Consider the following 24,620-nt stretch of genomic DNA (forward strand, 5'->3'; position numbering starts at 1 on the left):
CATGTTCGCTTCCCGATTCGCACGCGTGCGCAGCGGATGGCGCCTGGCCGCGGTGCTTTGCGTCGCCAGCGCCGCCTGGCCGGCGGCGGCATCGCCCAAGCAGTCAGCGGCCGCCGAACCAAACGCGGCGGAGCTGCGCCTGACGATCGTGGTGATGCGCCACGGCGTGCGCGCACCGACGCAATCGCCAGACGACCTGGCCAAGTACGCCGCGCAACCCTGGCCGCAATGGCCGGTGGCACCCGGCCAGCTCACGGCGCACGGCGCCGCTGGGATGCAGGCGCTGGGTGCGCGCTACCGGCAGCGCTGGCTGTCCACGGCGGCGCTGGCGCCGGACTGCGCCGGGTCCGGCACGGTGGTGATCGCCGACAGCACGCCGCGCAACCACGACAGCGCGGCGGCCTTCACCGAGGGGCTGCTGCCGGGATGCCAGGCGCACTACCTGGCGTTGCCGACGACACAGAACAACCCGCTGTTCCATTTCGGCAAGGACGAGGACAAGGACGACGATGCGCCCGCGCCGCCGTTGCACCTGGACGCGGCTACGCGCACGCGGCTGCGCGCGCTGCAGCGGGTGCTGTCCGGCTGCGCGGGGTCGGCCTGCGCTGCGCAGGAGTCGCCGCGCCTGGACGATCCGCAGCGGCTGCAGGATCCGGTGCAGGCGGCCAAGGTCTTGAAGACCGCCGGCAGCCTCGCCGAGAACCTGATGCTGGAATACGCCCAGGGCCTGCCGTTGCCGCAGGTGGCGTGGGGGCGCGCCGATGCCGTGGCGCTGCAGCGGCTGATCGGCCTGCACAACGCCTCCTTCGCCTACAGCAAGCGGGCGCTGCCGGCGGCGCGTGCCGGCGGCTCCAACCTGCTCGCGCACCTGCTGGCGACGTTGCAAGCGGCGGCCGGGCAGGTACCGGCGGTGGCACCGCTGGCGCCGGCGGACACGCGCGCGCTGGTGCTGCTCGGCCACGACACCAACCTGGCGCACCTGGCCGGCCTGTTCGGCATCGATCCCATCGTGCGCGGCCAACCGGACGCGTATCCGCCCGGCGGTGCGCTGCTGCTGGACCTGGTACGGCAGGACGGCCAGGACTTCCTGCAACTGCGCAGCGTGGTGCCGACCTTGCCGGCGCTGCGGGCCAACCGCTTCGACGGCCGCGGCCTGCGCGAGCGACGCTGGCCGCTGCCCGGCTGCGGCGGCCGCCTGCGCTGCCCGCTGGCGATCGCGCTGCCGGCGCTGCAGGCGCGGCTGGATCCGCAGCGGGTCGAGGCTGCCGTGCCGGCGATGACCGAGTGGCCGGCGCAGGCGGCGCCAGTGGGCGAGTAGGCGCCGCCTACCTTGAGCGCTTGCGTGAGCGGAGCGTTACGCCTTGACACCTTTGGCGTTGGAAGTGACTGGCGGTCATCGTCACGCGCGTCGCGACTGAAGTCGCTCCCACAGGGGCGTGCGGCGAGCCCGCCGGATGCACTGTGGGAGGGACTTCAGTCCCGACTGCAGACGGCCTGAGAGGACCAGGCAGGTCTTTCGTGCACTTCATCGCGAACATCGCCCGCCGTCACGGACCCCTCAGCGCGGAAGGTCGATCATCGCGATTCCCCCACGCGCCTGCGCCTGCGTGCGCCGCGCTCTTTGCCAGGACCCCGCCATGTCCCCGACCCACGCCGCCGCGCTGCCCGACACCATGACCGCGATCGAGATCCGCCAGCCCGGTGCGCCCGAGGTGCTGGTGCCGGTGCGCGTGCCGTTGCCGCACCCCGGGCGCGGCGAACTGCTGGTGCGCGTGGCCGCGGCCGGCGTCAACCGGCCCGACGTGATGCAGCGCCAGGGCAGCTATCCGCCGCCGCCGGGCGCCTCGCCGCTGCCGGGGCTGGAGTTCGCCGGCGAGGTGGTCGGCCTGGGCGAGGGCGTGGAGCGTTACCGGTTGGGCGATCAGGTCTGCGCGCTGGTCGCCGGCGGCGGCTATGCCGAATACGCGGTGGTGCACGAGCGCAACGCCCTGCCGGTGCCGGCGGCGCTGAGCCTGACCGAGGCCGCGGCGGTGCCGGAAACCTTCTTCACCGTGTGGACCAACGTGTTCCAGCGCGGCCGCCTGCAGTCCGGCGAGACCTTGCTGGTGCACGGCGGCACCTCCGGCATCGGCAGCGTGGCCACGCTGCTCGGACGGGCCTTCGGCGCGCGGGTGATCAGCACCGTCGGCTCGGCCGACAAGCGCGCGGCCAGCCTGGCGCTGGGCGCGGAGGCGGCCATCCTGTATCGCGAGGAGGACTTCGTCGCCGAGACCATGCGCCTCACCGAGGGCCGCGGCGCGGACGTGATCGTGGACCTGATCGGCGGCGACTACCTGGCGCGCAACTACCAGGCCGCGGCGCTGGACGGGCGCATCGTGCAGATCGGCATCCAGCAGGGCAAGGTGCGCGAACTGGACCTGATGCCGCTGCTGGCCAAGCGGCTGACCCATACCGGCTCGACCCTGCGTCCGCGCTCGGTGATGGAAAAGGCGGCGATCGCGCGGGAACTGGAGGAGCGGGTGTGGCCGTTGCTGGCAGAGGGTCGCATCAAGCCGCAGGTGGACCGCTGCTTCCCGCTGCAGGAGGCGGCGCAGGCGCATGCGCTGATGGAATCCAGCGCGCATATCGGCAAGATCGTGCTGGTGACGGACGCGCGGTGAACCGGGTATCGGTCGTGGCGACCCGCCCGCCGTCGTAGGAGCGGCGCGCTTCGGTCGAGACAGGCAGCCGGCGCAGGCACCGGCGCGCCCACACGGCACGCGTGCCCGCGCCCGCCGCTGGCCTGGTTCAAGCACCGCGCCGTATAGTGCGCCGCACGCGCGGTGGTCCGCGCTTGCCTGTGCCGGTCCCTGCGTGCGCCTGCTGCCCCGTTCCGCGTCGTCCTCTTTCCTGTTGCGTTACGCCTTGCTGCTGTTGTGGCTGTGCGCGGCGGTGGCGTCGGCCCAGCCGCAGGACGCCGCCGACGCGCCGCCCGACCCGCAGACCCTGCTGGACAACGCCGCAAAGTCGCTGAAGGACGCGCGCGGCAAGGAAGTGGATGCAGGCAACCAGGCCGCCTTCCAGGACCTGGTCACGCAGGTCTCCGACGCCTCCAACGATGCGCAGACCGCGGTCGACGCCCTGGCGCCGCAGCTGGCCCAGGTGGAGGCACGCCTGCAGCAGCTCGGCCCCGCCGCCACCGGCGACTCGCCCGACATCGCCGCGCAGCGCAAGGCGCTGACCAAGCAGCGCGACAGCCTGGACTCGGGGGTCAAGCGCGGCAAGCTGATGGTGGTGGAGGCGCGGCAGCTGGCCGACGAGATCGAACGCGCGCGCGCCGAGCATTTCAGCCAGGAGCTGTCGCTGCGTTCGCCGTCGCCGCTGTCGCCGGCGCTGTGGAAGCAGATCGCCGCCGATTTCCCCGACGACCAGGCCAAGCTGCTGGCGCTGTACACGCTCGGCATGCAGTCGCTGCAGGACGCGATCGCCGAGCATGGCAGCGGCGCGCTTGGCGTCGGCATCGCCATCGCGCTGATCCTGCTGTTCCCGCTGCGCTACCTGCTGCGCTGGCTGGGCAAGCGCTATGCGGTGTCGCGCGCGCCGGGCAGCCGCCTGCGCCGGTCGGGTCTGGCGATCTGGTTCCTGCTGCTGGGCACGTTGACCCCGGGCCTGGCCGCGCTGGCCCTGGCCGAGGCGCTGCGCAGCATCGATGCGGTGCCGGAGCGCCTGGACGCGGTACTCAACGGCTTCGTGGTGGTCAGCTTCGCCGCGGCCTTCATGGGCTCGCTCGGCGCCAGCGTGCTGCTGCCGAACCAGCCGAGCTGGCGGCTGTTCCCGATCGACGACGCCACCGCGCGACGCCTGCGCAAGTACACCTGGGCCACCGCGGCGCTGGCCTGGCTCAGCAGCATGCTGCTGGTGATCAACCAGGCCGCGCGCACCAGCGACTCGGCCACCGTCGCCGCCGACGGGGTGATCGCGCTGGTCTACGGCGTGCTGATCCTGGCCACCCTGACCAGCCTGTCGCGGCTGCGCCGGCGCCAGTACGCCGAAGCGGCGGCGCAGGCCCTGGCCAATGCGCAACCGCCGCCGCCCGGGCAGCACGGCGGTGCGCTGGCGTTGATCGGCGTGCTGGTCAAGGTCGCGGTGGTGGTGGCGCTGCTGGCGGCGCTGCTGGGCTATCTGCACCTGGGCCTGTTCATCACCCGGCAGATCATCTGGATCACCATGATCGTCGGCGCGATCCGCCTGCTGATGACCTTCGCCGACGACTTCGCGTTGTGGCTGTTCGCCAGCGAAGGCCGCATCGGCCGCGCCGCCAATGGCGCGTTCGGGGTGCGTTCGAGCAGCCTGGAGCAGGCCGGGGTGCTGACCTCGGCACTGATACGGGTGGTGCTGTTGCTGATCGGTGTCGGCGCGCTGTTGATGCCGTTCGGCACCAACGTCTCGATCGTCTCGGACTGGTTCTCGCTGCTGTCCGATGGCATCCGCCTCAGCGACAAGGTGGTGCTGTATCCGGGCGCGATCGCCCGCGCGGTGCTGGTGCTGCTGCTCGGTCTGGGCGTCATGCAGTACCTGCATCGCTGGCTGACCCAGACCTACCTGCCCAAGACCGAACTGGACGACGGCTCGCGCAACTCGATCAGCACGGTGGCGCGCTACGTCGGCATCATCCTGGCGGCGTTGTGGGCGCTTGCCGCGCTGGGCATCGGCCTGGAGCGGATCGCGCTAGTGGTCAGCGCGCTGTCGGTCGGTATCGGTTTCGGCCTGCAGTCGATCACCCAGAACTTCGTGTCCGGCCTGATCCTGCTCGCCGAGCGCCCGGTCAAGATCGGCGACTGGATCAAGATCGGCGACCAGGAAGGCGACGTGCGCCGGATCAGCGTGCGCGCCACCGAGATCCAGGTCGGCGACCGCTCCACCCTGATCGTGCCCAACTCCGAACTGATCACCAAGACCCTGCGCAACATGACCCTGGCCGGGCCGCTGGGCCGGGTGCAGATCCAGTTCGCGGTGTCGCTGAGTACCGACGTCGGCAAGCTGCGCGCGTTGCTGCTGGAGCTGTACGCGGCGCACCCGGGCGTGCTGGACGACCCGGCGCCGTCGGTGTTCATCGACTCCATCGCCAACGGCCACGTCACCCTCAACAGCTTCGCCTACGTGGCCTCGCCGCGGCTGACCTACGGCACCCGCAGCGAACTGTTCTTCGCCCTGCTGCAGCGCCTGGCCGAGGAGGGCATCGCCCTGGAGTCGCCGCAGGAGGTGAAGCTTTTACGCGATCCGCGGGAGTAGCCGGATCGGGGAGTGGTGGAGCGCGAAGCGGCTTCGGCCGCCAGCTGTCGGCGCCGCAGGTCGCGGCTGAAGCCGCTCCTGCGATTCCCCATTCCCGATTCCCCACTCCCGGCTTCTAGCGCCTCCCGCGCTCCTCGCGCGCGCGGATGCGTCGGTCGAACAGCACCGCGCTGACCACGATGCCCAGGCCCAGGATCACGCCGAGCAGGAACAGCACCATCGCGATTGCCGGGTAGCCGAACAGCTTGCTGCCGGTGTCGATGCGCATCATCTGCGTGGAGGCCAGGATCAGCGCGGCGGTGACGATGCCGGCGGCGACGCGGTTGGCGATCTTCTGCAGGCTCTCCATCAGCCGCGATTCCTCCAGCCCGGCCACGCGCACCTGCAGGCGGTTCTCCGCGGCCAGGGTGAGGATGTCGGAGATGCGGCGCGGGCCTTCGCGCAGCAGCGCCTGCAGTTCCATCGCCTCGCTGGCCAGGTTGGCCGCCGACAGCGACTTCTTCAGCCGCGCGCGCATCACGTGCTGCAACTGGTCCTCGACCACCACGCGCGTGTCCAGGTGCGGCGACAGCGCCCGGCACACCGCTTCCAGGTTGAGCAGGGTCTTGCCGAGCAGGCTCAGCTCCGGCGGCGTGCGCAGCCCGTAGGCGGTGGCGATGCGCACCAGGTCCAGCACCACCCGGCCTTCGGACATGGCGTCGTGCGCCGCGTAGCGGGCGATCATCTGCCCGGTCTCGCGCTGGTAGCGCTCCTCGTCGAAGTCCTCCAGGCGCGTGCTCAGTGCGATGGTTTCCTCGGCCACTTCCTCGCCGCGGCCGTCGACCGCGGCGAACAGCAGCTTGAGCAGGCGCTCGCGCAGCTTCGGCGGCACGTGCGCGACCATGCCCAGGTCGAAGATCGCCAGGCGTCCGTCGGCGAGCACGCGCAGGTTGCCCGGATGCGGATCGGCGTGGATCTCGCCGTGCACGAACATCTGGTCCAGGTAGCCGCGCACCAGCGCCGCGGCCAGGTCGTCCATCGGCTGCTCGGTGCGGCGCAGCCCGGAGATCTTGTCCACGCGCACGCCTTCGGCCAGCTGCATGGTCAGCACGCGGCGGCTGCTCAGGTCCCACACCGGCTGCGGCACCCACAGCTGCGGGAACGGGCGCAGGTGCTCGCCGAAGCGCGCCAGGTTCTCGGCCTCGGCCTCGTAGTTCAGTTCGGCCAGCAGCGCCTTGCCGAACTCGGCCAGCCAGTCGGCGAAGCGGATGCGCCGGCCCAGCCCGGTCAGCTTGTCGGCGGCGCTGGCGAAGCTGCGCAGCACCTCCAGGTCCGCGCGCACCTGCGCGGCGACCTCGGGCTTCTGCACCTTGATCGCCACCGGGGTGCCGTCGCGCAGCGCGGCGCGGTGCACCTGCGCCAGCGAGGCGCTGCCCAGCGGGGTGTCGTCGAAGGCGGAGAAGGCCTTGTTGATGCCGACGCCCAGCTCGGCCTCGACGATCTCGCGGATGCGTTCGCTCGGAATCGGCGTGGTGTTCTCCTGCATCCGCTCCAGGGCAGTGGCGAACTCCGGCGGCACCACGTCCGGGCGCGTGGACAGCATCTGCCCGAGCTTGACGAAGGTCGGGCCGAGCGCCTCCAGGTCGGTGACGAACTGTTCGGGCGTACCTTCCGGCGGCAGCTCGTGCTCGCCCTGGGCGGTCTCCATGTCCATGCCGGAAAACACCCCGGAGCTGCGGTAGCGCAGCAGCAGGCGCAGGATCTGGGTGCGGCGGCTGAGGCCGCCGATCACGTGCGGGGTGGCCGCAGCGTCGGGCGTCGCGCTCAAGGTGGGCTCCGGGCAAGGATGGGCGCGATCGAGTGTGGCGACGGCCGGGTCGTCGCGTGGTGAATCCCGCTGCGCGTCGTGGATCGCAGGTGCGCGGGCGTGGTGCCGGCGGCAAGGTCGGCGACGGCGCTGTCGGCCAGCCCGGCGGCGGCCGTTGCTGGGACGACGCATCCACGGCGTATCCTGCCCCGCAACGAGAGCCAGAGAACAGCGCGCAGTGCAGCAGGGTGAGTGGCGATGGCGGTGAGCGGGCAGGGATGCAACGGACGGTCGTGGTGCGTCGACCGATGGCAGATGACGCCAGCCACGCGACGTGCTGCACCGGCACCTTGCCTGTTCGGCAGGGCTCTCGACCGATGAGGTGGCGTCGGCTCGCGCTGCTGGCGGCTGGGGCGGTCGTGGTGCTGCTCGTGGCGGCCTGGCTGGGCGAGGACGGCGGCGGCATCGCCACCGAGGCGCGCACGGCGCTGCGGGCGCTGGCACGCGCGCTGTTCTGACGCGCCGAGGTCCGCTGGCCTCTGGCCGGCCGCCACGGCCGGCCTTACCCTTGGCCTCCGTTGCCCGTCGCCAGGAACGCCACCATGTCCTTCATCGTCTCGCATGCCGTTGGCCATGCCCGTGTGCTGTCGGCGCGTACACGCCTGGCCTTGCTGCTTGTGCTGTTGTCGTCGACCGCGACCGCCGCGACGCAGACCCAGCGGTATGCCGGCGACGACTTCGACGCCAAGGCCTTCGCCGCCAGCACGCACCGCCGTTACGACCTGCAGGACTTCTCCGATCGCTACCGCGCCACCTTGGAGATCGAGGACAGCGGCGAGGTGTTCCGTCCCGGCATCGTGCGCGTGTTCGCCCGCGGCAACGCCACGCCGCTGCTCGAGGTGGCCTCGCCGGAGTTGGTGCTGGACACCGATGCGAAGAGCGGCAAGGTCAAGGCCAACGTGCACGAACTGCCGTACGGCGAGCAGAGCGTGCTGATCTACGACGATTTCAATTTCGACGGGATCAAAGACCTGGCGGTGATGGACGGGCAGAACAGCTGCTATCACGGCCCGTCCTACCAGGTGTACCTGGGCACCGCCGACGGCTTCGAGGCCAGCCCCGGCTTCACCGAACTGGCGCAGAGCAACTGCGGCCTGTTCCAGGTGGATGCCAAGGCCCGCGAGATCCACACCATGACCAAGGATGGCTGTTGCTGGCACCAGTACGCGACGTATTCGGTACGCGACGGCGCGCCGCTGCTGGAGCGCGAGGTGGTGGAGGATGCGCGCAGCGAGGGGCCGGGCCTGGCGCAGGAGACGGTGTACCGCGACCGTGCCGGCAAGCGCGTGGCCGACATGCACTACCTGTGGGACGAGGAAGGCGAGACGGCGGTGGGTCAGCGCAAGATCCTGCTCGAGTTCCGCCTGGCGCCGGCTGGCAAGCGCATCGTGGTGTTCGCCAATGTTGGCGACGGCGGCAGCAGCAAGCCGTTCTATGCGGCGATCGGCGCGCAGCAGCGGGTGGACCTGCTGTATCCGGACGCGCAGGGCGAGGCGATGGACTACGACGCCGACCGCCATCTGCTCAGCTTCGCGCGTGGCGACACCACCTACCGCATCGTCGGCAACGCGCAGGGCGTGCCGCAGCGCATGGAGCTGGTGGTGCGCGGCAAGACCCAGCCGCTGGCGCTGCAGTCCGGTTCGGTGCATGGCTCGTTGCAGGCGGTGGCGCAGGTGCTGGACGCGGCGTCGGCGGAGTAGGGGGGGCGACGGGGCGTTGCTCCCAGGATGCTGGCGATTCCGGCTTGCGCGCGTCGGGACTGAAGTCCCTCCCACAGTGCGCTCGGACAGTTCGCCGCAAGCCTTGTACGAGCGGCTTCAGCCGCGACGGGCGTTCCCGAACACGCCTGCAGCCCCGATTGACCCATACCTGCCTCGCACCGCATCGGCCGACCCGACCGGCCGCTTCACCGCCACGCTGCGAACGCCCGCGCCACCGCTTCGGCGCCGGGGTCGATCACGCCGCGCAGTGCGTCCGCCGGCACCGCCGCGGCGCGGCCGGCACCGGCACGGGTGAGCTGGGCGGTGGCATCGGCGCCTGCGCGGGCGGCGCGTGCGGCGGCCTCCACGTCGGCGTCCTGTGCCAGGGCGTCCAGTGCCGGCAGCAGCGCATCGAGCAGGGTGCGGTCGCCGCGTTGCGCGCCGCCGTAGTGCTGCATCCGCGCCACGCCGGCCTGCAGCGCCTGCACCCAGTCGCGGTCGTCCGCCAGCGCACCGGCAGCGGTGGTGAACAGGATCGACAGCAGCACGCCGCTGGAGCCGCCCATGCTGTGTTCGATCGTCGCCGCCAGGCCGCGCGCCAGTGCGGCAGCGTCGCCGGTGGCCAGCGCATCGGTGTCCAGCGCCTGCCGCAGGGCGCGCGCGCCGGCGGCGAAGGTGCTGCCGGCGTCGCCATCGCCGCTGCGCGCATCCAGCGCGTCCAGCTCGGCCTGCGCGGCGATCAGGGCTTGCGCCACCCGGCCCAGGGCCGCTGCGCACTGCGCATCGCGCGCGCCATCGCGGTGGCTGTCGTCGCGCTTCAGTGCCGGCGCAAAGGTCTGCACTGCATGCGGCACACGCACGCCGGGCCAGCCCAGGGTCTGCACCGGTGCCTGCAGTGCGGCGAGCACGTCGGCATCGGCCGGGGCGAGGGTGATCGAGAAGCCGTGCATGTCCATCGAGGTCATCAGCGCTGCCGGCACCGGCATCAGCGCGACCCGCGCGACACCGATGCGCTGCAGCGCCAGCCGCGTCAGCACGCCCAGTTCCTGCGTCGAGCAGCCGCCGAGATCGTTGAGCATCAGCACCAGCGGCGCGTCGGCGCCCAGGCGCGCATCGGCCTGCGCCAGCAGCGGGTCCAGCACCAGCGCCAAGGCCTCTTCCACCGTGCCGGGCTGCACCGGCCGCGCACCGGGCTCGTTGTGGATGCCCAGCCCCAGTTCCGGCGCGCGGCGGCCGACCTGCTGGCCGGGTACGCTGCAACTGGACAGCGCCATGCCCAGCGACAGCAGGCGGTCGGCGAAGGCCTGGCCGCGCTGCGCCAGTTCGGCCAGCGGCACGCCCTCGCGTGCCAGGTGGCCCACGTACTTGTGCACCAGCACCGTGCCGGCGATGCCGCGCGGCTGCGCCGCGTCGGGCAGGGCGATGTCGTCGGCGACCAGTACGCTGGCCACGTCGATGCCCTCGGCACGGGCGCGCTCGGCGGCCAGGCCGAAGTTGAGCCGGTCGCCGGTGTAGTTCTTGATCACCAGCAGTACGCCGGGCGCGTCGGCGCAGGCGCGGATCGCCGCCAGCACCGCCTCCACCCCGGGCGAGGCGAACAGGTCGCCGGCGATGGCGCCGCTGAGCATGCCCGGGCCGACGAAGCCGGCATGCGCCGGTTCGTGCCCGGCGCCACCGCCGGACAGCACCGCGACCTGGCGCGGATCGCGCTCGGCCTGCAGCACGATGCGGGTGCCGCTGCCGGTTTCCGACAGCAGCAGCGGTTGCAGCATGGCCGCGGCCGCGAGGACGTCGTCGACGATGGCGCGGGGGGCGGTGAGGAACTGGTCCATGCGGGTGTCCTGTGCAGGCCGTGCGGCGGTGTGGCGCACGATAGCCGGGCCGGCGTTACGCGCGGTTGAGGCCGGCCTGCTCACGCACCTGGTCGGCGGAATCGGCGAGAATCGCCGCTCATCCCGAATGGAATCCCCGCATGGCCGGCGCCAGCCTGTTCACCCTGCTCGACGACATCGCCACCCTGCTCGACGACGTGTCGATCCTGACCAAGGTCGCGGCCAAGAAGACCGCCGGCGTGCTCGGCGACGACCTGGCGCTGAACGCGCAGCAGGTGACCGGGGTGAACGCCGACCGCGAACTGCCGGTGGTGTGGGCGGTGGCCAAGGGCTCGCTGCTCAACAAGGCGATCCTGGTGCCGGCGGCGCTGGCGATCAGCGCCTGGCTGCCGTGGGCGATCACCCCGCTGATGATGATCGGCGGCGCGTTCCTGTGCTTCGAGGGCGTGGAGAAGCTGGCGCACCGTTTCCTGCATTCGAAGGAAGAGGACGCGGCACGTCACGCGCAGCACGTGCAGGCGCTGGCCGACCAGCAGGTGGACGTGGTCGCGCTGGAAAAGGACAAGGTCAAGGGCGCGATCCGCACCGACTTCATCCTCTCGGCGGAGATCATCGTGCTGTCGCTGGGCGTGGTCGCCGGCGTGCCGCTCCTGCAGCAGCTCACGGTGCTGGTGGCGATCGCGCTGGCGATGACCGCCGGCGTCTACGGGCTGGTCGCGGGCATCGTCAAGCTCGACGACCTGGGGCTGTACCTGAGCCGCAAGGGCGCCGCCGCCGCGGCGATCGGCCGCGGCATCCTGTGGCTGGCGCCGTGGCTGATGCGCACGCTGTCGGTCGCCGGCACCGCGGCGATGTTCCTGGTCGGCGGTGGCATCCTGGTGCACAGCATCGGCCCGCTGCACCATGCCATCCAGGCGATCGCCCCGACCGGCGGCCTGGGCAGCCTGGTGCTTGCGCTGGGCAACGCCTTGGTGGGAATCGTGGCCGGCGCCTTGGTGCTGGCGGTGGTGCTGGGGATCAAGAAGGTGCGGGAATAGGGATTCGGGATTGGAGATTCGAGATTCGTAACAGCGGCGCGCATTCCCGCTTTTGCCAATCCCCAATCCCGACTCCCCAATCCCGCGCCGGCCACGCCGGCGCCAGCTAGTCTGCCGACACCACCCGGTTCTTGCCGGCCTTCTTGGCCTCGTACAGCGCACGGTCGGCGCGGCGGATCAGCGCGTCCTGCGCTTCGCCGGGCTGGCGCAGCGCCACGCCGGCGCTGAAGCTGACGAACACGCGCTGGTCTTCGTGCACCACCGCGCGCTGGGCCAGCGCGCGCTGCACGCGGGTCACCGCCGCACTGGCCTCGAAGATCGTGCAGTCTGGCATCAGCAGCACGAACTCCTCGCCACCGAAGCGGGCGATGGCATCGCTGGCGCGCAACGTGGTGCGCGCCACCTCCACCACGTGGCGCAGCGCGCTGTCGCCGCCGGGGTGGCCGTAGGTCTCGTTGAGCTTGCGGAAATCGTCCAGGTCCAGCATCGCCACGCACAGTGGCTGCGCGCTGCGCTCGGTGCGCACCAGTTCGCGCACGAACAGGTCGTCCAGGCCGCGGCGGTTGAGTGCGCCGGTGAGCTGGTCGACCCGCACCAGGCCGCTGACGTCCTGCAGTTCCTGCTCCAGGCGCAGGATGCGCTGCTCGGCCGCCTCCACCTCCTGGCGTGCGGCGATCAGGTGATCGCGCGCGCGCAGCGCCTGCTCCTGCACGTGGCTGGTGTCCTGCAGCACTTCCTGCAGCAGGCGGTTGAGGTCGGCGATGCTGCGCGCGTCGCGGATGGTCTGCGAGTAGTCGGCGATGCGGTCGTGGAATTCGCCGGTGCTGGCGGCCATGCCGTCCAGGTCCGCGACGAAGCTCAGCATCAGCTCCTTCATCGCCTCCTTGGATTCGGCGATGCCCTGCTTGAGCAGGCCCTGTTTGTAGATCACCTCGCGCAGGCTGCCGCGCGCCTCCTCGATCGAGTAGCGGTCCAGCGGCCCGGCGATCAGGTCGCGCACCACCGCGATCTGGCCCTGCAGCCAGCTGGTGTCGTCGAGCAGTTCGCCGACGTTCTCCAGCAACAGGTCGAACAGGCTCAGCAACAGCGCCTGTTGCTCCTGGCCGTCGCTGGCGCGCAACGCGATCTGGTGGCACAGCTCACGCACCTGTTGCGCCACCGGTTCCAGCGGCTGCCCGGGACGCCACTGGCGCAGCGCCTCGCCGCTGGCCTCGGCCTCGCCGGCGAGCTCGGGCAGGGTGTGCAGCAGCGCCGCCAGCGCGCCGGCCACGGTCTGTCGCAGCAGGTCGCGCAGGCGTTCGCTGTCGCTGGGCCCGGCCAGCGGGTCGTCGACGTCGATGGTGCGGATGTACTTGTCGATCAGCTGGCGCAGTGCGCGGCCGTAGCTGGGCCAGTCGCCGCTGCTCGCCGCCGACTGCAGGCGCCGACCCATGTCGCCCAATTCGCCGTGCAGCGAGGCCATGCCGTCGGCGAAGGCGCCGAGCAGGCCTTGCGGCTCGTGCGCCTGCTGGAACAGGCGGATCAGCGCGGCGGTGGCGGCAGCCGGATCGGTGGCCGCCTCCGCGGGCCGCGCCGCAGGGCCGTGCTTGTGCGCATGGCTGTGGCCCTGCGCGCGCGCCGGCAGCCCCGCGGCCGTCGTCGGCGCGGGATCGCGCCGACGTGGCGACAGCAGCTTGCGCAGTCCGCTGATCGGCGGCTCGTCGCGTTGATCCGACATGCCAGCCGGCTCCTCCCCAGGTCAATGCGCCGCCCATGCTGGCGCTCAGGAACTGGATATCGGCGCTGGCGGCGCGCGCTTGAGCCGGCGGGCGCCGTGTCTGTGAAGAGGACTCCATGGCGGCCGTACCCTTACCCCCGGCCCCTTGCTTCCTTCTCCCTTCGGGACCATGGCCCCCTTTTCGGGGGAAGGTGCCCCGGAGGGGCGGATGAGGGGGCGGTTCGCTAGGGAGGTGTCTGGGGGAAGAGGTTCCCTGGCCGTCGCACCCTCACCCCCAGCCCCTCTCCCGGAGGGAGAGGGGAGCGTGTGCCGCGGCGCCGTGCAAGACGCGCACGACGCTGGCACTCTGGCGGCCGCGCCTGCCGCCGGCGCGCACACTTCCACGGAGACTGAGCATGGCCGATCCCCGCGAACCGCTGCTGCATCCCGTTCCGATCCTGTCCCTGCGCCCCACGCAGATGACCGTGGGCATGCGCGAGGTGAAGGAGAAGCGCAAGCGCTGGCGCGCGCACGCGTCCAAGCACAAGCAGGCAGAGCTGCTCGGCACGCACATGATCCCGGTGGTGCTGGGACCGGATGGCCGCTACTACGTGGTCGATCACCACCATCTGGCGCGGGCACTGCTCGACGAAGGGGTGGAGGACATCCTGGTCACGGTGATCGCCGACCTCAGCATGGTCGACAAGGCCGCGCTGTGGAGCGTGCTGGATCATCGCCGCTGGGCCTATCCCTACGACGCCAAGGGCGAGCGCCGCCCGTTCAAGGACATGCCCACCTCCATCGCCGACCTGAAGGACGATCCCTACCGCAGCCTCGCCGGCGAGGTGCGCCGCGCGGGCGGCTACGCCAAGGACACCACGCCGTTCAGCGAGTTCCTGTGGGCCGACCTGTTCCGCCGCCGGCTGCGGCGCCGCGACGTCAAGGAGGATTTCGCCCGTTCCATGGAGACCGCGCTCGCGCTCGCCAAGAGCAAGGAGGCGAGCTATTTGCCGGGCTGGTGCGGGCCGCTGTCCGACGACTGATCCGGCGTGGCGTCATGCGCCGGCCTGCCGCCCAGGAGTGCGTGCAGGGCGCGTTCGACGCGGCCGCCGAACAGCAGGATGACGAAGGCGATGGCCAGCGACACGGCCACGATCTGCCACTGGCCGGCGCCGCACATGATGCCGACGCAGGCGGTGAGCCAGACACAGGCGGCGCTGGTCAGGCCATGCACCCGCACATGTTTCTGGGTGTGATAGATGACGCCGGCGCCGAGGAAACCGATGCCGGTGAGGATGCCCTGGATGACGCGGCTGCCGGCATCGGTGAAGCCGCCCTTGCCGAGCGGGTCGGCCAGCAGCACCACCATCGCGGTGGCCAGGCCGACCAGGCCCAGCGTGCGGATGCCGATCGGCTTGCCGTGCAGGTCGCGGTTCAAGCCGATCGCCGCGCCGGCGAGGGCGGCGATCCCCAGGCGCACGGCGATCTCGGACAGGTCGGTCAAGGCAGGTCTCCCGGTGGATGTGTCGCCGCAGGCGGCCGGCCCATCATAGGCAACCCAACCGCGGGCGCCGCGTGCATGCCGTCGGCTGGCCTCAGAGCGCGGCGCGCACGTCGTCCAGGCTGGGCGGATTGGCGCCGGCGCGGGTGCAGTTGATCGCTGCGGCGGCCACGCAGAACTGCAGCAGGCGCTCCAGCGCGGCCGGCTCGCTGCCCAGCGCCGCCAGCGCAGCCGGATCGGGCAACTGCTGCAGCAGTGCCGCCTGGAAGCTGTCGCCGGCACCGACCGTATCGACCACCTGCACCACGCGGCCGGGCACACGCGCTTCGCTGTCGCCGCGCCAGGCCACCGCGCCGTCGCCGCCCAGGGTCATCACCACCAGCGACGGCCCCTGCTGTAGCCAGCTGCGGGCGATGGCGAACGGATCCTGCTGCGGATACAGCAGCTCGATGTCCTCCTGGCTGACCTTGACCACGTGCGCCAGCGCGATCCAGCGCGCCAGCCGCGCGCGCCATACCGCCATGTCCGGCTCCACCGTCGGCCGCACGTTCGGGTCCAGCGAGATCAGCCGCTGTCCGCGCTCGCGCTCGGCCAGCGCCTGGAAGGTGCTGGCGGTGGTCTCGGCGACCAGGGTGTAGGAGCCGAAATGCAGGCCGCCGACGCGCGCGTCCAGCGCCGGCAGGTCGGCCTCGGTCAGCGCGCGATCGGCGCAGCCGGTGCCGTAGAAGGCGTAGTTGGGCACGCCGCCGGCGTCGAGCGCGACCATCACCAGGGTGGTGGCCTCGCGCTTGTCGATGCAGTAGTCCAGGGCCACGCCTTCGCCTTCGAGGGTGGCGCGCAGCTGGCGGCCGAGCGGGTCGGTGGACAGGCCGGTGAACAGCGCCGACGGCGCGCCCAGGCGGGCCAGGCCGATCGCCACGTTGAACGGCGAACCGCCCTGGCGCGCGGTCATCGCGACCGAGGTGCCGGCATAGCCGTCGATGAAGATGTCGTACAAGGCCTCTCCGCACACCACGAACATCGAACCGCTCCTCATCAGGTTGCAGCGCGCCGGCCGGCGCGATGGGGCGGCTATTGTGGCGTACCTGCTGCGGCGCGGCGACCGGGGGTGGGGCAGGCAGGAGCATGCGAGGACCAGGCTGGCTGGCGCCCCGAACCCTCATCCGCCCCTGCGGGGCACCTTCCCCCGAAAAGGGGGCCATGGTCCCGAGGGGAGAAGGGAACAGCCGTGCGGCCATAGCCCCTCTCCCCCCGGGAGAGGGGTTGGGGTGAGGGTACGAGCGCGCAGCGCCTCATAGCCCACCGCCCGCCGCAAACATCCCAGACAGCACCTTGCCACCACCCCTGCGATAGTCGCCCCTCCCAGCCAACACCAAGGCCGTTCACATGAAAATCCTGCTCGCCGGCGCCACCGGCCTGGTCGGCGGCCACGCGCTGACCCAGTTGCTGGCCGAGCCGGCCTGCAGCGCGGTGATCGCGCCGACCCGGCGCGCGCTGGAGTTGGTCCATCCCAAGCTGCACAACCCGGTGCTCGACTTCGACGCGCTGCCGGCACAGGCGCCCTGGTGGCAGGTGCAGGCGGCGATCTGCGCGCTCGGCACCACGATGCGTCAGGCCGGCTCACGCGCGGCGTTCCGTCGGGTCGATCACGACTATCCGCTGGCGATCGCGCGGCTGCTGCGCCAGCACGGCACCGAGGCCTTCGCGCTGAACTCCGCGCTGGGCGCGAATCCGCGGTCATGGGCGTTCTACAACCGGGTCAAGGGCGATCTGGAACACGACCTGCGCGTGCTCGGCTTTCCGTCGCTGACCCTGGTGCGGCCGGGCCTGATCGGCGGCGAGCGTGCGCAACGACGCCGCGGCGAGCATGCCGCCAGCGTGGTGTTGCGTGCGCTCGGGCCGTTGCTGCCGCGGCGCTACCGGATCAATCCGGCCGGACGCATCGCCGCGGCGCTGGTCGATGCCGCGCTGCGGCCGCGCCCGGGCGTGCAGGTGATCGAGGCGGCGCAGTTGGCTTAGGAGCGGGGATTGGGGAGTGGGGATTCGGGATGGGAGATTGCGCGCGAGCGCAGCATCGCGCTCGCGACGCACTTCAGGCGCCCAGCGACTGCCCGCCGTCCACCGCCAGCACCTGGCCGGTGATCCAGCGCGCCTGCGGCGAGGCCAGGAACAGCGCCGCGTTGGCGACGTCGTCGATCGCGCCGAAGGCGCCGAACGGAATGCTGGCGCGGATCTGCCGGTACAGCTCAGGCTGCTGCTGGCGGCGCTGCTCCCACAGGCCGCCGGGGAACTCGATGGAACCGGGTGCGATCGCATTGACCCGGATCCGCTCGCGCGCCAGCTGCGTCGCCAGGGTGGTCGTGTAATAGTTCAGCGCCGCCTTCGCCGCCGAGTACGCCGGCACCCGCGGCGTCGGCCGCAGGCCGTTGATCGAGCTGATGTTGAGGATGCAGCCGCGACCACTGCCGCGCAGCTGCGGCAACGCGGCGCGGTTGCAGCGCACCGCGGCCATCAGGTCGATGTCGAAGCCGGCCTGCCAGCTCGCATCGTCGTCGCCATGGCCGTAGCCGGAGGCGTTGTTGATCATCACGTCGATGCCACCCAGTGCGTCCGCGGCCTGGGCCACCCAGGTCTGGATCTGCGCGGCGTCGGCCAGATCGCAGCACTGCGCCGCGACCGGGTGGCCGTGGCGCTGCAACTGCGCGGTGGCGTCGGCCAGCGGCGCGGGACTGCGCGCGCAGATCGCCACTGCGGCGCCATGGCGAGCGAAGGCATCGGCGATCGCCAGGCCGATCCCGCGGCTGGCGCCGGCGACGAGCACGCGGTATCCCGCGAAAGCGGACGGATCGGTCATCGGTGGCTCCTGCGTGCCATGGGGCGTGCCCCGATTATCCGCGCAATCCGCAGCGTGCGGCCGCTTCTGGCACCATGGCGGCCGTCGTACGCGCCGTCCGTCGGTGCGCCCGCCGCGCCGTCGCCCTGCGATGACCGCCGCATTCCCTTTCCAGGATTTCCCGCAGTGAAGAAGACCTACCGGCTCCGCATCGAAGGCAAGCATCCCGACCGCCTGCTCGATGCCGCCAAGCACGACATCCGCAAGTACATCCGCCGCGAGCGCCGCAAGACCTTGCCGGCCGGTGCGGACTACTGGGATTTCGACACCCTGTTCGGCACCGAGGAAGCCACCGCCGCGGTGCTGCCGCCGGCCGAACTGCTGCGTGCGGTCGACGCGCTGGTCGCCGCCGGCGGCGAGCAGTTCTACGTGGAGATCCGCAGCCGCGCGTGCACGCGGCCGCCGCGGGCCAAGGGCGGCCAGGACGAAAGCGAGCACGATCCCTTCGAGGACTGAGCGCGATTCGGCGTGCCTGTCGCGCCGTGGGGCGGCGCCGTGGCAGCGACGTGCGACGCCAGGCCACTGCCCGCGCCCTTTGGCATTGCCGCAGCGCTTGCCGCGGTGCGCCAGGCCTTCCGGCGTTTCTGGCCGGAGGGCCGACTGCGGCACGCGTTGGCGCGGACGCTCCCGGCGTTCTTGGTCGGATCCGTCCGACAAGCCCGCGTCGCATGGCGACGCGGTCGTCCTGATGTTCTGGCCGGAAACGTGCCTGATCTCGGCACGCGTCTGTGTGGCGACGGATGCCGCAGCAAAGCGTGGTACAGCCCGCGCGGCGGCGCTCAGCCGCTCGCGGGTGGCTCCCCGTCCTGCGCACGCGCCGCGCGCAGCCGGTCCTTCTTGCTCGGCCGCTTGCCCTTGATGCCGCCGGTGGAGGCGGCCGCCTCCGTGGACGGTGCGGCGGCCGGGGGTGGCGCTTGCTTCGGCTCGAAACCGGGAATGCGTTCGCGCGGCACGCGCACGCCTTGCCGCTTTTCGATCAGGCGCAGATGCGCCGCACTGGCCGCGTCGACGAAGCTCAGCGCCTGGCCCTCGGCGCCGGCGCGCGCGCTGCGGCCGATGCGATGGGTGTAGTCCGCGGTGGAACGCGGCAGGTCGTAGTTCACCACCACCGGCAGCGCGGCGATGTCGATGCCGCGCGCGGCCAGGTCGGTGGTCACCAGCACGCGCAGTTGCTGCTGGCGGAACGCCTCCAGCGTGCGCTGACGCCGGCCCTGGGCGAGGTCGCCGTGCAGCGGTTGCGCGGCGATGCCGGCCTTGCTCAGTGCCGTGGCGACCTGCTCGGTGCTGCGCCGGCTGGCCACGAACACCAGTGCGCGTGGCCATGCTTCCTGTTCCAGCAAATGCTGCAGCAACGCCAGGCGACGCCCGTCGTCGACCTCGATCGCGCGCTGGCGCAGCGTCGCCGGGATCGGGGCGGCGTCGGCGGCGTCGCCGATGCGTCGCGGCGCGCGCAGCAGGCGCGTGGCCAGCGCCGCGATCGGGGCTGGCAGGGTGGCCGAGAACAACAGGGTCTGCCGCGTCGGCGGCAACAGGTGCAGTAGCCGCTCCAGTTCGGCGCCGAAGCCCAGGTCGAGCAGGCGGTCGGCCTCGTCCAGCACCAGGTGCGCCACCGCGTCCAGTTGCAGCGCGCGCTGCGCCAACAGATCCAGCAGGCGCCCGGGCGTGGCCACCACCACGTCGGCGCCGCCGCGCAGCGCCAGCATCTGCGGATTGATCGAGACGCCGCCGACCGCCACCACCACCCGCGGCCGCCGCGGCAATTCCAGGCCCAGCGCGACGAAGGTGTCGGCGACCTGCACCGCCAGTTCGCGGGTCGGCACCAGCACCAGCACGCGGGTGGAGCGCGCCGGCCTGGCCGCCTGCGCGCAGGTCTGCAGCAACGGCAGCGCGAACGCCGCGGTCTTGCCGGAACCGGTCTGCGCCATGGCCAGCAGATCGTGGCCGGCGACGACGAGCGGTACGGCCTGCTGCTGGATCGGCGTGGGTGTCTGCCAGCCGACGCGCGCGAGCGCGGCGGCGAAGGCGGGATACAGCGCGGGCGACAGACCGAGGGAAGCGAACGGCATCGGGAGGGGCAGCAAAGGTGAGACTGGACAGTATCGCCGACCTGGCGTGCGCGCGGCTTCCGTCGTGACGCGTCTGGCCATCGCGCGTCGCGGCTGATCCCGAAAAGGGGACAAGAGCCGCTCCCACAAGGGCGTGCGGCGAGCTCGCCGAGTGCACTGTGGGAGGGACTTCAGTCCCGACGCATTGCGGCACCGGAAAGCACTCCGCTTGCCCGTCGCGGCCGAAGCCGCTCCCACAAGGGCTTGCGGCGAGCTCGCCGGGTGTACTGGGGGATGGACCTCAATCCCGACGCATTGCGGCATCGGAAAGCACGCCGCTTCGCCCGTCGCGGCTGATCCCGAAAAGGGGACAAGCGCCGCTCCTACGCGACGATCGGCGAGAGCAGCTGTTGCCAATCCCCAATCCCCAATCCCCAATCCCCAATCCCGAACTGCAACGCACGGCCATCCACGCGGATGGCCGTGCGCGTCTTCGCGGACCTTACTGCGGGCAACTCACGCCAACGGCGGCGAAGGCATTGCGCACCGCGGTTACCGAGCGGCTCAGGTCGCTCGCGGCGGTCTGCACGCCGCAGGCGCCGCTGTTGAAGCTGGTGCTGGGCGTCCAGTACAGCTGGTTGGCGCGAGCGAACACTTCGAAGGCGCTGCGCGTGTTCCAGCCGGAGGTGGTGGCCAGGGTGTAGAACGCCTTGTTGTAGACGCCCGAGGAGTAATGCACGTCCAGGCCGCTGCGGTAGTTGGCGGCGTTGTCGATCGAGCTGCCGTCCTGGGTCGGGGTGGCCATGTAGCGCAGCGCACCGTTGGCCTTGAAGATCTCGGTGCCGACCTTGAAGTCGTTCGTGCCCTTGAGGTAGTACTCGGTGGCCTCGCCGGCCATGTCCGAGAACGCCTCGTTGATGCCGCCGGACTGGCCGGAATAGGTGAGATTGGAATGCTGCTCGGTGAAGCCGTGCGAGACCTCGTGGCCGGCGACGTCGGCGCTGACCAGCGGATAGAACCGCGTGTTGCCGTCGCCGAAGTTCATCGTCGAACCGTTCCAGAACGCGTTCTCGTAGCGCGTGCCGTAATGCACGCGCATCACCAGCTGGAAGGTCAGCGGCGCCACGCCGACGTAGCTGCGGTACATCTTCTCGATCACGCCGCCGAAGTAGTGCGCGTCGTTGATCGGCGAGTAGGCGCCGTTGATGGCCTTGTAGGTGTTGCGTGGGCAGGTGAACTGGTACGCGGTGGTGCCGGAGCTGCCGCCGTTGAGGTTCACCGACTTGACGTTGCTGTTCTGCATGCGGCAGTTGTCGTCCACCTCCAGGAAGCCGTGGATGCTGTCGCTGCCGTATTCGTACTGGCCGGTCTTGGCGTTGCCGCCGGGGCCGGTGGCGTCGCGCGTGGTCAGCGCGTCCCACTGCTTGAGGATGGCGCCGCTGCGCGCATCCACGATCACGAACGGCCTGCTCGGCGCGCCGCCGTTCGGCGCATCGGCGAAGAACGACACCACGTAGGCCAGGTGCGCGCGGTCGCTGTCGTCGAGGTAGATCATCTGCGGCGCCTGCGCGCGTTCGATGCGGCGCTCGGCCTGGGCGGTGCCAAGCGCGACGCGCTGGGCCAGCAGCAACGCACGGTCGGCAGTCAGCGTGGCGCTGGGCGCATTGGCGGCAGTCGCCGGCAACTCGCTGGCCAGCCCAGCCACCGAGCGGCCGAACAGGCTGCGCACGCTGCCGTCGGCGCGCTCGCTGACGATCACTTGCTCGCCCCATACCGGAATGCCGCGGAAAGTCTGCTGGTAGCGGCGGTGCACGGTGCCGTCGGCATCTTCGCTGCTGCCGAGCAGGGTCAGCGCGGACTCGGCGTCCAGCCCGATCAGTTCGGCATGGCGCACCGCGGCCGCGGCCGGGATGCCGCCCACGCGGGCGGCGGCGCTGCGGTACTGGGTACCGAGCGTGTCCGGGTTCTTGGCGTGCAGATCCACGCGTTGCGCGGCGCTGGCGGAGGTGGCGGCGAGCGCAATCAGCAGGGAGGGCAGCAGCACCGACGGACGATGATGACGTGGCAGAGTCATGAGCGGAATCCTCGAACGCAAGAAGGAAGGGCGCGCCGTCGCGGCAGCGGAGCGGCCGTGGCGCGATGCGTGGCATGACGTTCAGGGCAGTGCGGCCGATCGGCGCAGTGCCTCCCCCTGTGCAGCGACCATAACGGCGGCGTCGCGTCGCGTGGTAGACAGGTTGCGTTCAGGGTTTTTGCATCGAGCAGGTGCCGTATCGCCGTAGCTGCGACGTGTGATGCGCAATCGCGCCAAGGTGGTTCGCCATCACGGTGCCTGCAGGTCGGCGGATGTGCACCGAATGCATGCGAAGCGATCGCAGCACCAATGCCGGACCGCCGGTAGCACTTGGTCCCTGCACTGTGGGAGGGGCTTCAGCCCCGACGCGCTGTGCAGGAATTGCTCGGGAGAGCATCCCGTAGTGTGTAGAAGACTGCAGAGACCACGCGCGCCTCTGCGTGGCCTCCGAGGCATCCAATGCAGAACGGTCTCAATCGCGGTGCTTTTAGTTCGTCGCGTCGGGACTGAAGTCCCTACCATACGGGACGCATCTGCTGTACCTGGTGCGCAGATGCACCGTCTGGTTCTATGCAGATCGGCTGATGTGCACCGAATGCATGCGGAGTGATCGGCAGCACCAATCCCGGACCGCCGGTAGCGCTTGGTCACTGCCCTGTGGGAGGGGCTTCAGCCCCGACGCGCTGTGCTGGAATTGCTCGGGAGAGCATCCCGAAGTGTGTAGAAGACCGTAGAGAACACGCGCCCCTCTATGTCGCCGCTGAGGCCTGCGCTGCAGAACGGGCTCAATCCCAATGCCTTTAGTTCGTCGCGTCGGGACTGAAGTCCCTCCCACAATGGGGGTGCATACCACCATGGCGGTGCATCTACTGCGTCAGCGCAGCAGATGCACCGTCTGGCGTCAGGCAGGTCGGCCGATCTGCAAGACGGCCGGCGCTCAGCCCGGCAGCGCCAGGTCGTCGATCATCGCGCGCAGGAAGCGCGCCGCTTCGCCGCCGGTGCAGGCGCGGTGGTCGAAGCTCAGCGACAGCGGCAGGATCTTGTGCGTTTCCACGCCGCCCATCACCGGTACCAGTTGGTGGCGGGCGCGACCGGCGGCGACGATGGCCACGCACGGCGGCACCACGATCGGGGTGGCGTAGCGGCCGGCGAACATGCCGAAGTTGGACAGCGAGATGGTGTAGCCGCTCAGCTCCGAGGCCGGAATGCTGCGCGCCTCCACCTGCTGGCGCAGGCGGTTGATGCCTTCGCGCACGCCGCGCGCATCGAGCATGTCGGCGTTGCGCAAGGCCGGCACGAACAGGCCGTCGTCGGTGTCCACGGCGATGCCGATGTCCACGTGCGCGTGCAGGGTGCGGGTCAGCGCCTCGCCGTCGAACCAGGCGTTGAGCGCCGGCACCGCCTGGCAGGCGGCGACGATCGCGCGCACCAGGCGCCCGGTGGTGTCGTTGCCCGGCGTCCATGCGTGCAGGTCGGCATCGTCGTTGAGCGTGGTCAGCACCACCTGGCGCTGCGCCTCGGCCATCACCCGCGCCATGTTGCGGCGCACGCCTTTCAGCGGCTCGGGCTGGCCCTGCACGGCCACGCCCGGCGGCTGCGTGCGCATCGGCTTGCCGGCGGCGGAGAGCGGGGTGCGCGCAGGTGCGGCTTGGGATGTGCGGGCCGGCGCAGGAGCGGCTTCAGCCGCGACGGCAGGGCTCCGTGCAGTCGCGGCCGAAGCCGTTCCTGCAGCGGCGCCGGCTTTCGCCGAACCATCGGCCGCGGCCTGCTTGACGTCGGCCAGGGTGACTGCGCCGTCGGCGCCGCTGGCACGCACCCGGCCCAGGTCCACGCCCAGCTTCTTGGCCAGGGCGCGTACCGCCGGCATCGCGCGTACGCCGCCGACCGACACGGCCTGCTCGCTGTGCACGGTGTTGGAGCTCTGCATCGCGCCGACCACGGTGCCGGCATCGTCGCGCTCGCCTGCGGACTGCGCGTTGTCGGCGTCGTGCAGTTCGCCGCCGTCGTCGGAGGCGACCACGCGGTCATCGGCCGCAGCGGTGTCCGCGCCGGCACCCTTGCCGGACGCGGCTGGTGCCGCGCCGCCATGGTGATGGCCGGTGTCCTGGCCTTCGGCGCGCTGCGGCAGGTTCGGGTCGGGCGCGAACTGCGCCAGCATGCTGCCGGTCACGACGATGTCGCCCGGCGCGCCGGCCAGCTTCAGCACCTTGCCGGAGACCGGCGACGGCACTTCGACCACCGCCTTGGCGGTTTCCATCGACACCAGCGGCTCGTCCAGCCGGATGGTGTCGCCTTCCTTGACGAACCACTCGACGATGGTGGCGTCGGGCAGGCCTTCGCCCAGGTCGGGCAGATTGAAATTCTTGGTTTGGCTCATGTGGTCTCTTCCAGCAGTTCCAGGTCGCGTGCCGGCAGCCAGCCCTGCGTGCCGTCGGCGCGCTCGGCCCACCACCAGTCGCCGTATTCGTGATGCAGGACGACGGTGTCGCCCTGCGCGGCATCGAGTTCGCGCGCGTCGTAGTCGCGCATCGCCACGGCATGGCCGTCGCCGGTCGGCTGCAGCCAGGCCAGCGGCGCCCAGCCGGCGCTGCCGGCGGCGCCGGTGATCCAGACGAACGCCGGCCACTCCTCGTCGCGCACGCCCAGCGCGACCCGCTCGCCGGCGGCGATGCGGATCGGATGCGGATAGGCGGCGCGGTAATCGCTGATCAAACGTGCCTGCATA

Annotated in this window: 19 protein-coding genes; 9 read left to right on the top strand and 10 right to left on the bottom strand. The window is 71.2% G+C overall.

The window, feature by feature from the left end:
* The first annotated feature begins 1 nt into the window (after position 1).
* The 3 genes from ACHWVH_RS14875 (at position 2) to ACHWVH_RS14885 (ending at position 5,271) form a co-directional block, all read left to right on the top strand.
* On the top strand, positions 2–1,318 hold the full coding sequence (locus ACHWVH_RS14875) for a histidine-type phosphatase (protein WP_394687476.1): 1,317 nt from the start codon (positions 2–4) through the stop codon (positions 1,316–1,318).
* Positions 1,319–1,637: 319 nt separating this feature from the next.
* The gene (locus ACHWVH_RS14880) at positions 1,638–2,660 is read left to right on the top strand and encodes an NAD(P)H-quinone oxidoreductase (protein ID WP_267097832.1); all 1,023 of its coding nucleotides are present in this window, start codon (positions 1,638–1,640) and stop codon (positions 2,658–2,660) included.
* Between the two features lie 232 nt (positions 2,661–2,892).
* Positions 2,893–5,271, top strand: coding sequence for a DUF3772 domain-containing protein (locus ACHWVH_RS14885; RefSeq protein WP_394687694.1), 2,379 nt, complete (start codon positions 2,893–2,895; stop codon positions 5,269–5,271).
* A 115-nt stretch (positions 5,272–5,386) separates the two neighbouring features.
* On the opposite strand, the gene ACHWVH_RS14890 is transcribed toward ACHWVH_RS14885, so the two are convergent.
* Entirely contained in the window at positions 5,387–7,078 is a 1,692-nt protein-coding gene (locus tag ACHWVH_RS14890; RefSeq protein ID WP_017908463.1) for an AarF/ABC1/UbiB kinase family protein, read from the bottom strand.
* A gap of 356 nt (positions 7,079–7,434) precedes the next feature.
* Between ACHWVH_RS14890 and ACHWVH_RS14895 the strand changes: the two genes are divergently transcribed.
* The gene (locus tag ACHWVH_RS14895; RefSeq protein WP_167336259.1) at positions 7,435–7,575 is read left to right on the top strand and encodes a hypothetical protein; all 141 of its coding nucleotides are present in this window, start codon (positions 7,435–7,437) and stop codon (positions 7,573–7,575) included.
* Positions 7,576–7,659: 84 nt separating this feature from the next.
* The gene (locus ACHWVH_RS14900; RefSeq protein ID WP_394687477.1) at positions 7,660–8,817 is read left to right on the top strand and encodes an XAC2610-related protein; all 1,158 of its coding nucleotides are present in this window, start codon (positions 7,660–7,662) and stop codon (positions 8,815–8,817) included.
* A 206-nt stretch (positions 8,818–9,023) separates the two neighbouring features.
* Here the strand turns inward: ACHWVH_RS14900 and ACHWVH_RS14905 are convergent, their stop codons facing one another.
* A complete protein-coding gene (locus ACHWVH_RS14905) occupies positions 9,024–10,649 on the bottom strand; it encodes a dihydroxyacetone kinase subunit DhaK (protein ID WP_267100606.1) in 1,626 nt (541 codons plus the stop codon).
* A 140-nt stretch (positions 10,650–10,789) separates the two neighbouring features.
* On the opposite strand from ACHWVH_RS14905, the gene ACHWVH_RS14910 reads away from it, so the two are divergent.
* On the top strand, positions 10,790–11,686 hold the full coding sequence (locus tag ACHWVH_RS14910; RefSeq protein ID WP_295845039.1) for a DUF808 domain-containing protein: 897 nt from the start codon (positions 10,790–10,792) through the stop codon (positions 11,684–11,686).
* Positions 11,687–11,792: 106 nt separating this feature from the next.
* Here the strand turns inward: ACHWVH_RS14910 and ACHWVH_RS14915 are convergent, their stop codons facing one another.
* Positions 11,793–13,403, bottom strand: coding sequence for a GGDEF domain-containing protein (locus tag ACHWVH_RS14915; protein WP_267100604.1), 1,611 nt, complete (start codon positions 13,401–13,403; stop codon positions 11,793–11,795).
* A 395-nt stretch (positions 13,404–13,798) separates the two neighbouring features.
* Between ACHWVH_RS14915 and ACHWVH_RS14920 the strand changes: the two genes are divergently transcribed.
* The gene (locus tag ACHWVH_RS14920; RefSeq protein ID WP_017914002.1) at positions 13,799–14,425 is read left to right on the top strand and encodes a ParB-like protein; all 627 of its coding nucleotides are present in this window, start codon (positions 13,799–13,801) and stop codon (positions 14,423–14,425) included.
* On the opposite strand, the gene ACHWVH_RS14925 is transcribed toward ACHWVH_RS14920, so the two are convergent.
* Positions 14,386–14,886: an MgtC/SapB family protein gene (locus tag ACHWVH_RS14925; protein ID WP_017907901.1), complete on the bottom strand. Its 501-nt coding sequence runs from the start codon at positions 14,884–14,886 to the stop codon at positions 14,386–14,388. The genes ACHWVH_RS14920 and ACHWVH_RS14925 overlap by 40 nt on opposite strands.
* Positions 14,887–14,977: 91 nt before the next feature.
* Entirely contained in the window at positions 14,978–15,904 is a 927-nt protein-coding gene (locus ACHWVH_RS14930; protein ID WP_267100603.1) for a carbohydrate kinase, read from the bottom strand.
* Between the two features lie 365 nt (positions 15,905–16,269).
* On the opposite strand from ACHWVH_RS14930, the gene ACHWVH_RS14935 reads away from it, so the two are divergent.
* The gene (locus ACHWVH_RS14935) at positions 16,270–16,902 is read left to right on the top strand and encodes an NAD-dependent dehydratase (RefSeq protein ID WP_320745426.1); all 633 of its coding nucleotides are present in this window, start codon (positions 16,270–16,272) and stop codon (positions 16,900–16,902) included.
* 73 nt (positions 16,903–16,975) lie between these two features.
* Here the strand turns inward: ACHWVH_RS14935 and ACHWVH_RS14940 are convergent, their stop codons facing one another.
* Entirely contained in the window at positions 16,976–17,737 is a 762-nt protein-coding gene (locus ACHWVH_RS14940; RefSeq protein WP_017909717.1) for an SDR family NAD(P)-dependent oxidoreductase, read from the bottom strand.
* Positions 17,738–17,902: 165 nt separating this feature from the next.
* Between ACHWVH_RS14940 and ACHWVH_RS14945 the strand changes: the two genes are divergently transcribed.
* Positions 17,903–18,232: a DUF6172 family protein gene (locus tag ACHWVH_RS14945; protein ID WP_017909718.1), complete on the top strand. Its 330-nt coding sequence runs from the start codon at positions 17,903–17,905 to the stop codon at positions 18,230–18,232.
* A 323-nt stretch (positions 18,233–18,555) separates the two neighbouring features.
* Here ACHWVH_RS14945 and ACHWVH_RS14950 read toward each other — a convergent pair whose 3' ends face one another.
* The 4 genes from ACHWVH_RS14950 to ACHWVH_RS14965 form a co-directional block, all read right to left on the bottom strand.
* Positions 18,556–19,842, bottom strand: coding sequence for a DEAD/DEAH box helicase (locus ACHWVH_RS14950; RefSeq protein ID WP_295966285.1), 1,287 nt, complete (start codon positions 19,840–19,842; stop codon positions 18,556–18,558).
* A 481-nt stretch (positions 19,843–20,323) separates the two neighbouring features.
* Positions 20,324–21,895: a M4 family metallopeptidase gene (locus tag ACHWVH_RS14955; protein ID WP_267092896.1), complete on the bottom strand. Its 1,572-nt coding sequence runs from the start codon at positions 21,893–21,895 to the stop codon at positions 20,324–20,326.
* A gap of 937 nt (positions 21,896–22,832) precedes the next feature.
* Complete coding sequence (locus ACHWVH_RS14960; RefSeq protein ID WP_017910229.1) at positions 22,833–24,272, bottom strand: dihydrolipoamide acetyltransferase family protein; 1,440 nt, start codon at positions 24,270–24,272, stop codon at positions 22,833–22,835.
* Positions 24,269–24,619: an SH3 domain-containing protein gene (locus ACHWVH_RS14965; RefSeq protein WP_152236758.1), complete on the bottom strand. Its 351-nt coding sequence runs from the start codon at positions 24,617–24,619 to the stop codon at positions 24,269–24,271. Before ACHWVH_RS14965 ends, ACHWVH_RS14960 begins: the two co-directional genes overlap by 4 nt.
* Between the last annotated feature and the right edge of the window lies 1 nt (position 24,620).

It is taken from the genome of uncultured Xanthomonas sp., assembly GCF_964278005.1.
GTDB lineage: Bacteria > Pseudomonadota > Gammaproteobacteria > Xanthomonadales > Xanthomonadaceae > Xanthomonas_A > Xanthomonas_A sontii.

What these genes read in the sequence shown, in the direction of transcription:
- ACHWVH_RS14875 (WP_394687476.1), top strand. Translation starts at nt 2, where the DNA reads ATGTTCGCTTCCCGATTCGCACGCGTGCGCAGCGGATGGCGCCTGGCC.
- ACHWVH_RS14880 (WP_267097832.1), top strand. Translation starts at nt 1,638, where the DNA reads ATGTCCCCGACCCACGCCGCCGCGCTGCCCGACACCATGACCGCGATC.
- ACHWVH_RS14895 (WP_167336259.1), top strand. Translation starts at nt 7,435, where the DNA reads ATGAGGTGGCGTCGGCTCGCGCTGCTGGCGGCTGGGGCGGTCGTGGTG.
- ACHWVH_RS14900 (WP_394687477.1), top strand. Translation starts at nt 7,660, where the DNA reads ATGTCCTTCATCGTCTCGCATGCCGTTGGCCATGCCCGTGTGCTGTCG.
- ACHWVH_RS14905 (WP_267100606.1), bottom strand. Translation starts at nt 10,649, where the DNA reads ATGGACCAGTTCCTCACCGCCCCCCGCGCCATCGTCGACGACGTCCTC.
- ACHWVH_RS14910 (WP_295845039.1), top strand. Translation starts at nt 10,790, where the DNA reads ATGGCCGGCGCCAGCCTGTTCACCCTGCTCGACGACATCGCCACCCTG.
- ACHWVH_RS14915 (WP_267100604.1), bottom strand. Translation starts at nt 13,403, where the DNA reads ATGTCGGATCAACGCGACGAGCCGCCGATCAGCGGACTGCGCAAGCTG.
- ACHWVH_RS14920 (WP_017914002.1), top strand. Translation starts at nt 13,799, where the DNA reads ATGGCCGATCCCCGCGAACCGCTGCTGCATCCCGTTCCGATCCTGTCC.
- ACHWVH_RS14930 (WP_267100603.1), bottom strand. Translation starts at nt 15,904, where the DNA reads ATGTTCGTGGTGTGCGGAGAGGCCTTGTACGACATCTTCATCGACGGC.
- ACHWVH_RS14935 (WP_320745426.1), top strand. Translation starts at nt 16,270, where the DNA reads ATGAAAATCCTGCTCGCCGGCGCCACCGGCCTGGTCGGCGGCCACGCG.
- ACHWVH_RS14940 (WP_017909717.1), bottom strand. Translation starts at nt 17,737, where the DNA reads ATGACCGATCCGTCCGCTTTCGCGGGATACCGCGTGCTCGTCGCCGGC.
- ACHWVH_RS14950 (WP_295966285.1), bottom strand. Translation starts at nt 19,842, where the DNA reads ATGCCGTTCGCTTCCCTCGGTCTGTCGCCCGCGCTGTATCCCGCCTTC.
- ACHWVH_RS14955 (WP_267092896.1), bottom strand. Translation starts at nt 21,895, where the DNA reads ATGACTCTGCCACGTCATCATCGTCCGTCGGTGCTGCTGCCCTCCCTG.
- ACHWVH_RS14960 (WP_017910229.1), bottom strand. Translation starts at nt 24,272, where the DNA reads ATGAGCCAAACCAAGAATTTCAATCTGCCCGACCTGGGCGAAGGCCTG.
- ACHWVH_RS14965 (WP_152236758.1), bottom strand. Translation starts at nt 24,619, where the DNA reads ATGCAGGCACGTTTGATCAGCGATTACCGCGCCGCCTATCCGCATCCG.